Genomic DNA, 11,837 nt, shown 5'->3' on the forward strand with positions numbered 1-11,837 from the left:
GCATACTCGATGCAGCGTAGTCTCGTGGGCTCGGAGATGTGTATAAGAGACAGGTGCTGCCGGGCATCCTGCCCGGCCTGTTCGGCGGAGGAGGAGGTGGGTCATGGTGACGGTGCTGCTGGTCGTGGTGCTGGCGCTCGCCGTGCTCGTGCTGTTCGGCTTTGTGGCGGGCTACAACAAGATTCGCTCAGCGGACATCACCGTGTCCGAGGCGCTCAGTGGCATCGACGTCGAACTGACCCGTCGCGCCGCGCTCATCCCGGCCCTCGTGCACACCGTGCAGAGCTTCGCCACACATGAACAGGCGATCTTCGACCGGGTGAGCGCTGCCCGCGCCGCCCTCGCTGCGGCGACCGACGGCACGTCCGTCGCCCGGCGCAGCGCCGCCGAGCAGAATCTGGACAACGCCCTGGCCGGCGTGCTGGCCCTGGGCACCTCCTACCCGCAGCTCAACTCGTCGAACAACTTCCTGGACCTGCAGAAGAACCTTGCCGACACAGAGAACAAGCTCGCCTTCGCCCGCCAGTACTACAACGACGCCGTGGCCACGCTGAACCGTTTGGTGGGCACCATTCCCGGGATGTACGTGGCGCCGATCGCCGGGGTCTCCGAACGCGAGTACTACCGGACGCCGAAGTAGCCAACGGGGCGCCACTACACTGGCGCAGTGCGACTCGTCTTTGCCGGAACCCCCGAACCCGCGCTGCCGTCGCTGCGCCGATTCATCGACTCACCGCGCCACGAAGTCGTCGCCGTGCTCACCCGCCCGGACGCCGCCGCGGGCCGCCGGGGCAAGCCCGCGCCGTCGCCGGTGGCGAAGCTGGCGTTGGAGCACGACATCCCGTTGCTGCGCCCGGCGCGGCCCAACGATGACGAATTCGTCGCCGAGCTCACCGAACTGGCCCCGGACTGCTGTGCCGTCGTGGCCTACGGCGCGCTGCTGAGCCGACGGCTGCTGGCAGTCCCGGCGCGGGGCTGGGTCAATCTGCACTTCTCGCTGCTGCCCGCGTGGCGCGGTGCGGCACCGGTGCAGGCCGCCATCGGCGCGGGGGACACCGTGACCGGTGCGACCACGTTCCTCATCGAACCGGCGTTGGATTCGGGCCCCGTCTACGGTGTGGTCACCGAAGCTGTCGGTAGCACCGACACCGCGGGCGATCTGCTTGGCCGCCTTGCCGTTTCGGGCGCAGCACTGTTGGAGGCGACAATCGACGGGATCGCCGACGGCTCGCTGACCGCGGTACCACAGCCGTCCGACGGCATCACCATCGCGCCGAAGATCACCGTGGAGGCAGCAAAGGTGCGCTGGGATCTGCCCGCCCATGTCGTCGACCGCCACATCCGGGCCGTCACCCCCAACCCGGGTGCCTGGACGATGATCGGTGACCAGCGGGTCAAGGTGGGCCCGGTGACGGTGGTCGATGACGCCGATCCGTTGGCTCCCGGCGTGATCGAGGTGCACCGCAAGGATGTGGTGGTGGGCACGGGTTCGCAGCCTGTGCGGCTGGGTCAGATTCAGCCGCCCGGCAAGAAATTGATGGACGCCGCCGACTGGGCGCGAGGCGCCCGGCTCGACGAGTCGGTACGAGCCTCATGACCCGGCCCGACAAGCGGCCACCGCAACGCAAGCGTCAGCCGCGGCGCACCCCGCTGCATCCCGCGCGGCGCGCGGCGTTCGACGTGCTGCGCGCGGTGTCCGAACGCGATGCCTACGCCAACCTGGCGTTGCCCGCATTGCTGACAGAACGCAAAATCGAGGGTCGGGACGCCGCTTTCGCGACCGAGCTGACCTACGGTGCCTGCCGCGCCCGCGGGCTGCTCGACGCGGTGATCGAAAAGGCAGCTGGGCGGCCCACCGGAAACATCGATCCCGTGCTGCTCGATCTGCTGCGGCTGGGCGCCTACCAGTTGCTGCGCACTCGGGTCGAGCCGCACGCCGCGGTGTCCACCACCGTCGACCAGGCCGGCATCGAATTCGACACGGCCCGGGCAGGTTTCGTCAACGGGGTGATGCGAACCATTGCCTCGCGCGACGAGCAGGCCTGGACCGACGAGCTGGCCCCGGCGGCGGCCACCGATCCGGTCGGGCATGCTGCGTTCGTCCATGCCCATCCGCGCTGGATCGCCCAGGCGTTCACCGACGCGCTCGGTGCGCGGGCCAGTGACCTCGACGCCCTGCTGACCAGCGACGACGAGCGTCCACTGGTGCACCTGGCGGCCCGGCCCGGCGCGTTGACGGCCGACGAACTCGCCGAGCAGGCCGGCGGCACCGTCGGCAAGTACTCGCCGTACGCGGTGTATCTGCCCGGCGGCGATCCGGGGCGGCTTCCCGCCGTCCGCGACGGCGCCGCGCAGGTTCAGGACGAGGGCAGCCAGTTGGTGGCCCGGGCCCTGACGCTGGCCGAGCTCGACGGGCCGGACACGGGTCGGTGGCTGGACTTGTGTGCCGGACCGGGCGGCAAGACCGCACTGCTGGCCGCGATCGGGGCCGCTTCGGGTGCCAGGGTCACCGCCGTCGAGCCGGGGGAGCGCCGCGCTGACTTGGTCGAGGAGAACACCCGCGGCCTTGGCGTCGACGTGCACCGGGTGGACGGCCGCGACTCGGGCCTGACGCCGGGGTTCGACCGGGTGCTGGTCGATGCGCCGTGTACGGGCCTCGGTGCGCTGCGGCGCCGCCCGGAGGCCCGCTGGCGTCGCGCGCCCGGCGATGTTCCCGGCCTGGCGAAACTGCAGAAGGAGCTGCTGGCGGCGGCCATCAAGCTGACCCGCCCAGGTGGGGTCGTGCTCTACGCGACCTGTTCTCCGCATCTGGCCGAGACGGTCGGGGTGGTGGCCGACGCGCTGCGCCGCCAGCCGGTGACCGCGCTGGACGCCCGAGAGCTGTTCGCCCCGGCCGACGACCTCGGCGCCGGGCCTTACGTGCAGCTGTGGCCGCACCGGCACGGCACCGACGCGATGTTCGCCGCGGCCCTGAGGGTGCGATGAGCGCACCGGCGACCGACGCCATGATGCGCCTGGCGATCGAGCAGGCGAACGGGGTCAAGGGCACCACTTATCCCAACCCACCCGTCGGCGCCGTCATCGTCGACCGCGACGGTCAGGTCGTCGGGGTGGGCGCCACCCAGCCGCCCGGCGGCCCGCACGCCGAGGTGATGGCGCTGCGCCGGGCCGGGCAGCGGGCGCAGGGCGGTACCGCGGTGGTCACCCTGGAGCCGTGCAACCATCACGGCCGCACCCCGCCGTGCGTGGATGCGCTTGTGGCAGCGGGTGTTTCGACGGTGGTGTACGCCGTTTCCGATCCCAACGAGGTGGCCGCCGGGGGCGCGGCACGGCTGGCCGAGACGGGTATCGAGGTGGTGCCCGGTGTGCTGGCCGACGAGGTCTCGCGGGGGCCGCTGCGCGAATGGCTGCACAAGCAGCGCACGGGGCTTCCGCACGTCACGTGGAAGTTCGCCACCAGTGTGGACGGCCGCAGCGCGGCCGCCGACGGATCCAGCCAGTGGATCACCAGCCCGGCGGCACGCGCCGACGTGCACCGCAGGCGCGCGGTGATCGATGCCATCGTGGTCGGCACCGGCACGGTGTTCGCCGACGATCCGGCGCTCACGGCACGCCTGGCCGACGGCAGCCTCGCCGAGCATCAACCCCTGCGCGTCGTCGTCGGATATCGCGAAGTGTCGTCGGAAGCCAAAGTGCTCAACGACGATTCGCGCACGATGGTGATCCGGACCCACGATCCGCACGAGGTGCTCAAGTTCCTCGCCGACCGCACGGATGTGCTGCTCGAGGGGGGCCCGACGTTGGCCGGCGCGTTCCTGCGTGCCGGCGCGGTCGACCGCATCATCGCCTACATGGCACCGATCCTGCTGGGCGGCCCGATCACCGCGGTCGACGATGTCGGTGTGCCCAGCATCGCCCATGCGCAGCGCTGGCGCTTCGACGGGGTCGAGCCGATCGGCCCGGACGTGCTACTGAGCCTCGTACCCGGCTGAGCGTCGGGCTATTCGTCGTCCAGCGACCGGTGCTCGATGAGGTTGCGCACACCCGTGGGGCCGAGCCGTTCGCGGAATGCCTGCACGGTGTAGCCCACGACGGTGGCGTCGGTGCGGGCCCGCGCGGTCGCCGACCGGGGCAGCCCGAACAGCGGACCCATCTCGCCGAAGTAATCGCCGGGAGTGGAGATCCTCACCATTTCCTCACCGCCGGTTGCCAATTCGCGCGAGATGGAAATCTCGCCCGCCGTCACTACGTAGATCAGGTCACCCATCGTGCCCTGGGCGAACAACACATCGCCCGCCCGCAACCGAACCGTTTCCGGCCCCTCGTGGGCCTCGGTCATGTGCGGCACCAATTCGACCACCTGGTCGGCCAGCGGAAGGATGCGGGTGTCGTGTGTGGCGACGACTACAACGCGCTCGTCTGCGGCGAGTTCACGGATCAGCCGCAGCACCTCCTCGACCTGGATGAAGTCGAGGTGGGCGGTGGGCTCGTCAGCCAGGATGAGCGGCGGGTCGAGGGCAATCGCTCGTGCCACCGCGACGCGCTGTTGCTGCCCGCCGCTCAAATCGCCTGGTCGGTGGCGCATCCGGTGTTCGAGGCCGACGCGGGTGAGCAGTTCTTCGGCGCGCCGACGCGCGTCCTGCCGGAACATCCCCGCCGCGTGCATGGGCACCATCACGTTCTCCAGCGCGGTCAGGCTGGGCACGAGGTTGAACGCCTGGAAGACGATGCCGACGGTGTCGCGTCGATAGGACGCAAGCTCCCGGCTGGCCAGTGCCGTGACGTCGATATCGCCGAACTCGATGCGCCCGGCCGCCGGTTTGAGGATGCCGCCGAGGCAGGACAGCAGCGTGGTCTTGCCACATCCGCTGGGGCCCAACAGAATTGCCAACGACCCGGCCTCGACTTCGAGGTCAAGGCCGTCGATGGGCCGGACGGCGTAGTCGCCGCTGGAGTATTCGACGACGAGATCCTTGATGCGCAGATCGGCCACGGTCAGGGTCCTCCGAACGCAAGTGCAGGGTCGACCCCGACAGCGCGGCGCAGCCCGGCGATGCTGGCCAGCAGGCCGATCACCACGGCGATGAGTGGCAGTGCGGTGAACGCCACCGTCGGCACGTCACAGCGCATCGGGAACAGCGGGCCCAATACGATCGACAGGCCGCTGCCGAGCAGCGCCGCCAGCACCGCGACCAGAACGGCTTGCATCGCGAGCCCGGCGAGGATCGATCGGGTGGCCACCCCGACCGCCTTGAACACCGCAAAATCGCGGGTCCGTTCGAGTGCGGACAGGTACACCACCGAGCCGACGATCATCGCGGCGACCGCCCACAGCAGCCCCGCCATCAGGGTCATCGCCTGGTTGGCGCCGCGCAACGGCCGCACCATATCGTCCACCGCGCCGCCGCGGTCGACCACCCGGTAGCCGTCGAGCGCGCCGGTGGGGTTGCCGCGCAAACCGATCGACGAGATGAGCGGCTGCCCGGAGAACAGCAGCTGCTGCGCGCCGGTGACCGTGAGGTAGACGTTGGCCTGCCCGGCCAGGGCGGTGGAATCGTCGACGAGTCCGACGACGTGCAGCCGCCGGGCGCCGATGTCGACGTCGGCGCCGACATCGCGGCCCATGGTCGTCGAGGCGGCGACCTCGTCGGGCGCCGCGGGGGAGCGGCCGGTGACCACCGCGGGCACGCCCGGGCCCCGCTCCGGTACGCCGAACACGTTGACGTTGCGCGGCGACGCGCCGTCGGGGATCGTCGAGCTGCCGTAGACCAGCGGCACCGCGGCCGTGACCCCTGGAAGGTGTTCGGCCCGTTGGACTTCGGCCATCGGAATGGGCGCCGAGCCCAGGAAGGGGCCCGCCGCGCCGGCCTTGATCATGAACGCGTCGAGACCCAGCGCGTCGACTGTGCGCTGCGCCTCGACCCGGAAGCCGTTGGCCAGGCCGGTGAGGACCAGGGTCATGGCGAAAACCAGACCGGTGCCGACGACCGCGATGGCGAACCGCCTGCGTCGCCACTGCAGGTCACGCAGCGCCGCCATCAGCATGTCGACGCCTCGGCCATGGCTGGAGATTACCGAGCGCCGCTGTGGCAAGGGGCCGATTTCACCGGTTGCGGGGCCGTTCTCGGACAGCCGGTTGTCGGGGTGTCTCGGTACACTCGTACCAAAGCGCTTTCGCCGACGAACGTGCGCCCGGTGAATTTGAGCAAAGGAACACGAGCGTGACCGCTCTGCAGGACTGGCTCAGTACGTCCCCGTTGAACCCGCGAATCGCCCCGCGAACCGTCAAGGCTCTGGTATGTGCCCAGCTACGTGGCGTCCTCCCGGCCCGGCGCGCGCCGGCTCATCGTGAACCCCCGCGCATCCGGCCAGGCGTCGAGCGTTGCTGAGCTACTGACTGCGGTGCCGGCCCGGGTGATCGGCAGACCCGTTGCTCACCCGAGTCGGCGCGCTGATCAGCTCGGTCGCGGCATCGTCGGAATCTTCAGATCCCTCGGCCGGGATCTCCTCGGCGTGCTCGTGCCGGCCCGCGATGAGCAGACCCACGAGCGCGCCGATGACGCACACGATTGCCGCGCTGAGGAAGATGTCGCCGTACATCATCACGTAGGCCTCGCGATACCGGGCTGCCTGCGCAGTCAGGCGCTCGACCAGTGACATGTTGGCGTTGGGATGCGCGACGGCAAGCGTCGCCAGGTGCTGATTGAACCGGTAGAAGCCCCACGCACCCAGCGCCGCGATGCCGATCAGCATGCCGATCATGCGGGACACCACCACGGCCGCGGACGCGATGCCGTGCTCGGCCGAGGGCACCGCCCGAAGCGCCGCAGACGTCAACGGACCGATCACGACACCAAGGCCGAGACCCACGATCGCGAGGTCGGTATCCAGCACGGGCAGGGTGAACAGGCCCAGGTTGTGCCGATCGGCCAGGACATTGACCGACCAGTGCGAGACCAGGACGAAACCGCCCGCGGCGATGAGCAGGCCCGCGAACACCATGAGCCGGTCGCCGAGCTTGGTGGCCAACCAGCCGCCGATGAGCGCGCCGATCGGGAGCGCGATCAGGAAACGCAGCAGCAGGAACGCAGAGTGGTTCTGATCCTGGCCCAGCACACCCTGCCCGAACAGTTCGACGTTGACCAGGGTGACCATCAGCGCCGCGCCGGCGCACAGGGAGGCGGCCAGCGCCGCCAGGAACGGCCGGAAGTGCACGCCTGCGGGATCGATGAGCCGCGTCCTGGCAACCTTCTCCCACGCGAAGAACGCAACTGTCGCCACGGCAGCGCCGATGAGCACCGGAACACCCCAGGACGGCAGCACATGCTTGCCGTCGGGTTCCGGGTTGTAGAGCCCCACGACGGTCAGCCCGAGCGCGATCGCGAGCAGCACGCCGCCGATGACGTCGACCTTCTCGGGCGGCTGATCCTTGTCCTTCGGCGGCAGGCTGAAGTGGATCATCACCATCGCGATAAGAGCCAGCGGCACGTTGACCCAGAAGACCGCCTGCCAGTGGTTGAACAGCCAGACCAGCGCGATGCCGTACATCGGGCCGAGGACGGCGCCCAACTCCTGCGCCGCACCCACTCCGCCCAGCACGCCGGCACGGTTACGTGCGGACCACAGGTCGGCCGCCAACGCCAGCGTCACAGGAAGCAGGGCGCCACTGGCCGAGCCTTGGATGAGGCGGCCGATGACCAGCACGGTCACATCGGTGGACAGCGCGGTCACGATCGAGCCGGCAGCAAAACCGGCCAGACCCACCTGGATCAGCATCTTGCGGCCGAACCGGTCCGACGCGCGGCCCAACAGCGGCATCGCGGCGATATAGCCCAGCAGGTATCCCGTGATGATCGGGGTGACCCGTTGGATCTGGTTGACCGCGATACCGACGTCTTTCATGATGTCGACGATGATCGTGATCACGACATAGGTGTCGAGGGCGCCGAGCAGCACCGCGAGGCTGCCCGCGCTGATCGCGATACCGCGGCTCGATGTCCGGGGCATCGGCATCAGCCCGCAGGCTTGGCGACGGTGACCTGCTTGCCCCAGTCAGACAACGTCATGGTGACGCTGTTGCCCTCGCTGGGGGTCAGCTTGGCCTGCATGAGCGCGTGGTCGCCGTCGGACCTGATCCACGCCACGGCCGGGACCGGCGCAGTGGCCTTGATGGACGGGGCGATCGCGTTGACCGCATCGGCGGAGACCTGCCCGGTCACCCGGACGGTATCGACGCCGCCGATGGTCTCGCGGCCTTCGGCCTTGGGGTCGGTGAAGTTGGCGAGGATGTTGGCCAGGCCCTTGTCCGGGCTGAGGATGGCCGCGATGTCGTAGATGTTGGCCGCCGGGCCCCAGTTCGACAGCGGATCACCGGGGGTCAGCGCCGCCCACAGATCGTTGTCGACCACCGCGAACTTGGCGTCGCTGATCTTCTGGCCGGCCACGGTGACATCGGCCGTGCCCTGCGCGGCCACCGCCGGGGAATTGGTGAGGTCACCGTCGAGCTTCTGGATCGGCAGCCCGCTGACGGTGCCCTGGGTGGTCAGCTGCAGGTGAACGCTCTGCTGGGCCTTCGTGGTCGCGGTGGACTGCTGGATCAGGGTGGCCCCGTCCGGCAACGGCTCGTTGGACTTGTCCGCGGATTTGTCGGAACACCCGGCGATCAATGCGACCGCTGCGAAAAGGATTGCGAGCAGGGATTGGACAGCGAAGCGTGGGCGCGTCTGCATGACTGCATCGTAGAGGCTCGCGGTGACGGGCTGCTTTCTCCGACCGTGGGCGGGCTCCAATACTCTGGGGGCTGTGTTCACCGGAATCGTTGAAGAGCTGGGCGTATTGGTCGACAAGCAAGAGCTGACCGATGCTGCGCGATTGACCATCCGAGGGCCTGTCGTCACTGCTGACGCGGGCCATGGCGATTCGATCGCGGTGAACGGCGTGTGCCTGACCGTGGTGGACGTGCTGCCCGACGGCGCCTTCACCGCCGATGTCATGGGCGAAACCCTCAACCGGTCGAGCCTCGGGGGTGTCGGGGTGGGCAGCCAGGTCAATCTGGAACGTGCCGCGGCCGTCAACAGCCGCCTCGGCGGCCACATCGTGCAGGGCCACGTCGACGGCACCGGCGAGGTGGTCTCCCGCACTCCGTCCGAACACTGGGAAGTGGTGCGGATCGCGCTGCCGCGGGAGCTGTCGCGGTATGTGGTCGAGAAGGGCTCCATCACCGTCGATGGGATTTCGCTCACAGTGTCCGCGGTCGCCGACGACTGGTTCGAGGTCTCGTTGATCCCCACCACGCGTGAGCTCACCACGCTCGGCACCGCCGAGGTGGGCACCCGGGTGAACCTCGAGGTGGACATCATCGCCAAATATGTTGAGCGGTTGATGGCGGGCACCGGTCAGTAACAGCTGGCAATAACCGCTGGGTTCCGGTGGTTCATACTGAACACGATGACAACGGGTTCCGCGCCGGAGCCGGCACTGGAACAGGCAAGGTGGCGAAGATGACCAGGCTCGACTCCGTCGAGAGGGCGATTGCCGACATCGCCGCGGGCAAGGCCGTGGTGGTGATCGACGACGAGGATCGGGAGAACGAAGGCGATCTGATCTTCGCCGCCGAGAAAGCCACGCCGGAGCTGGTGGCGTTCATGGTGCGGTACACCTCGGGTTACCTGTGCGTCCCGCTCGACGGCGAGGTCTGCGACCGGCTCGGCCTGCTGCCGATGTATGCGGTCAACCAGGACAAGCACGGCACTGCCTACACCGTGACGGTAGACGCGAAAAAGGGTGTGGGAACCGGTATTTCAGCATCGGACCGGGCCACGACCATGCGCGCGTTGGCCGACCCGGCCGCCGTCGCCGAAGACTTCGCCAAGCCCGGACATGTGGTGCCGTTGCGCGCGAAAGACGGTGGCGTGCTGCGCCGCCCCGGGCACACCGAGGCCGCCGTCGACCTGGCCCGGCTCGCGGGACTGCAGCCCGCAGGCGCGATCTGCGAGATCGTCAGCCAGAAGGACGAGGGCGACATGGCCCGCACCGATGAGCTGCGGGTGTTCGCCGACGAGCACGACCTGGCGCTGATTTCCATCGCGGACCTCATCGAGTGGCGCCGCAAGCACGAGAAGCATGTCGAACGCATCGCCGAGGCCCGAATTCCCACGCGGCACGGCGTGTTCCGCGCGGTCGGCTACAAGAGCATCTACGACGAGGTCGAACACGTCGCGCTGGTTCGTGGTGAGATCGCCGGACCGCACAGCGACGGCGACGACGTGCTGGTGCGGGTGCACTCGGAATGTCTGACCGGCGACGTGTTCGGCTCACGGCGGTGCGATTGCGGTCCGCAGCTGGACGCCGCCATGGCGATGGTGGCCCGAGAAGGCCGCGGTGTGGTGCTCTACATGCGCGGACATGAGGGCCGCGGCATCGGCCTCATGCACAAGCTGCAGGCCTATCAGCTGCAGGACGCGGGTGAAGACACCGTCGACGCCAACCTGAAACTTGGCCTGCCCGCCGACGCGCGGGATTACGGCATCGGCGCCCAGATCCTGGTCGATCTCGGTATCCGCTCGATGCGGCTGCTGACCAACAACCCGGCCAAGCGCGTCGGACTGGACGGCTACGGATTGCACATCATCGAGCGTGTGCCGCTGCCGGTGCGCGCCAATGCCGAGAACATCCGATACCTGATGACCAAGCGTGACCGCATGGGCCACGATCTGGTCGGGCTCGACGATTACGACGAAGCGGTGAGCATGGACGATTACGACGAGGCCGTGTACCTGCTCGGGGACCGGCGCCCGCCGACTGCGAACGATTCCGGCGACATCCCGGCTTCGGGCGGCCCTGTGAGTAGCGTCGGCGGAGACGACAAATGAGTGGGGGCGCAGGCGTTCCCGATATGCCCAAGGTCGACGCCTCGACGGTCAAGCTGGCCATCGTGGCCAGCACCTGGCACACCACGATCTGTGACGCCCTGCTCGACGGCGCCCGCAAGGTGGCGGCCGAGGCCGGTGTCGCGGACCCGACCGTGGTGCGGGTGCTGGGCGCCATCGAAATTCCCGTTGTGGCACAGGCATTGGCTGCAACGCATGACGCCGTCATCGCCTTGGGTGTGGTGATCCGCGGTCAGACACCGCATTTCGACTATGTCTGTGACGCCGTAACCCAGGGCTTGACCCGGGTCTCGCTGGATGCGTCGACGCCGGTGGCAAACGGTGTGCTGACCACCAACGACGAGCAACAGGCCCTGGACCGGGCCGGGCTGCCCGGGTCGGTCGAGGACAAGGGCGCGCAGGCCGCCGCCGCGGCCCTGTCCACCGCGCTGACGCTGCGGGAACTGCGCGCGCTGGCATGACCAAGGCGATGACTGAAGCCGGCTGGGACGTTGAGATAAAGCCATATCGCACACCGATGTTCGCCTATATCGCAGCGTTCGTACTCATCGCAGCGCATATCACCATCGGCGCGCTGCTGAAGGTGGGATCCACCGGCGTGGTGTTCCAGACCTCCGACCAGGTCGCCATGGCACTGCTCGGCGTCATCCTCGCCGGCGCGGTATTGATGCTCACGCGGCCGCGGCTGCGTATCGGTGCGCAGGGCCTGGCCGTGCGTAATCTCGTGTCGTACAAGCTGATTCCGTGGACCGATGTGGTCGGAGTGTCTTTCCCGGTCGGGGCAAGGTGGGCCAGGGTCGACCTGCCCGACGACGAGTACATCCCGCTGATGGCCATCCAGGCGATCGACAAAGGCCGGGCCGTCGACGCGATGGACCAACTGCGGACGTTGACCGACAAGTACCGTCCGAGCGCAGGCTGATTACAACCGGTTCACCCGTTGCGGCG

At 68.7% G+C, this 11,837-nt stretch carries 12 protein-coding genes; 8 read left to right on the plus strand and 4 right to left on the minus strand.

Annotated elements, in window-relative coordinates; genetic code table 11:
• Positions 1-103: 103 nt before the first annotated feature.
• From A5784_RS08275 to ribD, 4 genes are read left to right on the plus strand one after another with little or no spacing between them, the layout of a single operon-like run.
• Complete coding sequence (locus A5784_RS08275; protein ID WP_064944159.1) at positions 104-640, plus strand: LemA family protein; 537 nt, start codon at positions 104-106, stop codon at positions 638-640.
• Positions 641-667: 27 nt separating this feature from the next.
• Positions 668-1,597: a methionyl-tRNA formyltransferase gene (gene fmt, locus A5784_RS08280; RefSeq protein ID WP_064944162.1), complete on the plus strand. Its 930-nt coding sequence runs from the start codon at positions 668-670 to the stop codon at positions 1,595-1,597.
• On the plus strand, positions 1,594-2,985 hold the full coding sequence (locus tag A5784_RS08285; RefSeq protein ID WP_064944164.1) for an RsmB/NOP family class I SAM-dependent RNA methyltransferase: 1,392 nt from the start codon (positions 1,594-1,596) through the stop codon (positions 2,983-2,985). The genes fmt and A5784_RS08285 overlap by 4 nt, the downstream gene beginning before the upstream one ends.
• The gene (gene ribD / locus A5784_RS08290; protein ID WP_064944166.1) at positions 2,982-3,992 is read left to right on the plus strand and encodes a bifunctional diaminohydroxyphosphoribosylaminopyrimidine deaminase/5-amino-6-(5-phosphoribosylamino)uracil reductase RibD; all 1,011 of its coding nucleotides are present in this window, start codon (positions 2,982-2,984) and stop codon (positions 3,990-3,992) included. Before A5784_RS08285 ends, ribD begins: the two co-directional genes overlap by 4 nt.
• An 8-nt stretch (positions 3,993-4,000) precedes the next feature.
• Here ribD and A5784_RS08295 read toward each other — a convergent pair whose 3' ends face one another.
• The 4 genes from A5784_RS08295 to A5784_RS08310 all read right to left on the minus strand — a co-directional run bounded on the left by A5784_RS08295 (position 4,001) and on the right by A5784_RS08310 (position 8,729).
• Positions 4,001-4,993 carry an ABC transporter ATP-binding protein gene (locus A5784_RS08295; protein WP_064944168.1) on the minus strand — a complete coding sequence of 331 codons (993 nt, stop codon included), beginning with the start codon at positions 4,991-4,993 and terminating at the stop codon, positions 4,001-4,003.
• Between the two features lie 2 nt (positions 4,994-4,995).
• Positions 4,996-6,045: an ABC transporter permease gene (locus A5784_RS08300; RefSeq protein ID WP_064944170.1), complete on the minus strand. Its 1,050-nt coding sequence runs from the start codon at positions 6,043-6,045 to the stop codon at positions 4,996-4,998.
• 345 nt (positions 6,046-6,390) lie between these two features.
• A complete protein-coding gene (locus tag A5784_RS08305; RefSeq protein WP_197514666.1) occupies positions 6,391-8,013 on the minus strand; it encodes an MFS transporter in 1,623 nt (540 codons plus the stop codon).
• Positions 8,013-8,729: an LppX_LprAFG lipoprotein gene (locus A5784_RS08310; RefSeq protein ID WP_064944172.1), complete on the minus strand. Its 717-nt coding sequence runs from the start codon at positions 8,727-8,729 to the stop codon at positions 8,013-8,015. The genes A5784_RS08305 and A5784_RS08310 overlap by 1 nt, the downstream gene beginning before the upstream one ends.
• Positions 8,730-8,802: 73 nt before the next feature.
• Between A5784_RS08310 and A5784_RS08315 the strand changes: the two genes are divergently transcribed.
• From A5784_RS08315 to A5784_RS08330, 4 genes are all read left to right on the plus strand, one after another.
• Positions 8,803-9,402, plus strand: a complete 600-nt coding sequence (locus A5784_RS08315) for a riboflavin synthase (protein ID WP_064944174.1) — start codon at positions 8,803-8,805, stop codon at positions 9,400-9,402.
• Positions 9,403-9,500: 98 nt separating this feature from the next.
• Positions 9,501-10,871: a bifunctional 3,4-dihydroxy-2-butanone-4-phosphate synthase/GTP cyclohydrolase II gene (locus A5784_RS08320; RefSeq protein WP_064944314.1), complete on the plus strand. Its 1,371-nt coding sequence runs from the start codon at positions 9,501-9,503 to the stop codon at positions 10,869-10,871.
• Positions 10,868-11,350: a 6,7-dimethyl-8-ribityllumazine synthase gene (ribH, locus tag A5784_RS08325; RefSeq protein ID WP_064944176.1), complete on the plus strand. Its 483-nt coding sequence runs from the start codon at positions 10,868-10,870 to the stop codon at positions 11,348-11,350. The genes A5784_RS08320 and ribH overlap by 4 nt, the downstream gene beginning before the upstream one ends.
• On the plus strand, positions 11,347-11,811 hold the full coding sequence (locus tag A5784_RS08330) for a PH domain-containing protein (RefSeq protein WP_064944178.1): 465 nt from the start codon (positions 11,347-11,349) through the stop codon (positions 11,809-11,811). The genes ribH and A5784_RS08330 overlap by 4 nt, the downstream gene beginning before the upstream one ends.
• Positions 11,812-11,837: the final 26 nt, after the last annotated feature.

This window comes from Mycobacterium sp. 852013-50091_SCH5140682, assembly GCF_001665685.1.
GTDB lineage: Bacteria > Actinomycetota > Actinomycetes > Mycobacteriales > Mycobacteriaceae > Mycobacterium.

What these genes read in the sequence shown, in the direction of transcription:
- A5784_RS08275 (WP_064944159.1), top strand. Translation starts at nt 104, where the DNA reads ATGGTGACGGTGCTGCTGGTCGTGGTGCTGGCGCTCGCCGTGCTCGTG.
- A5784_RS08285 (WP_064944164.1), top strand. Translation starts at nt 1,594, where the DNA reads ATGACCCGGCCCGACAAGCGGCCACCGCAACGCAAGCGTCAGCCGCGG.
- ribD (WP_064944166.1), top strand. Translation starts at nt 2,982, where the DNA reads ATGAGCGCACCGGCGACCGACGCCATGATGCGCCTGGCGATCGAGCAG.
- A5784_RS08300 (WP_064944170.1), bottom strand. Translation starts at nt 6,045, where the DNA reads ATGCTGATGGCGGCGCTGCGTGACCTGCAGTGGCGACGCAGGCGGTTC.
- A5784_RS08305 (WP_197514666.1), bottom strand. Translation starts at nt 8,013, where the DNA reads ATGCCGATGCCCCGGACATCGAGCCGCGGTATCGCGATCAGCGCGGGC.
- A5784_RS08310 (WP_064944172.1), bottom strand. Translation starts at nt 8,729, where the DNA reads ATGCAGACGCGCCCACGCTTCGCTGTCCAATCCCTGCTCGCAATCCTT.
- A5784_RS08320 (WP_064944314.1), top strand. Translation starts at nt 9,501, where the DNA reads ATGACCAGGCTCGACTCCGTCGAGAGGGCGATTGCCGACATCGCCGCG.
- ribH (WP_064944176.1), top strand. Translation starts at nt 10,868, where the DNA reads ATGAGTGGGGGCGCAGGCGTTCCCGATATGCCCAAGGTCGACGCCTCG.
- A5784_RS08330 (WP_064944178.1), top strand. Translation starts at nt 11,347, where the DNA reads ATGACCAAGGCGATGACTGAAGCCGGCTGGGACGTTGAGATAAAGCCA.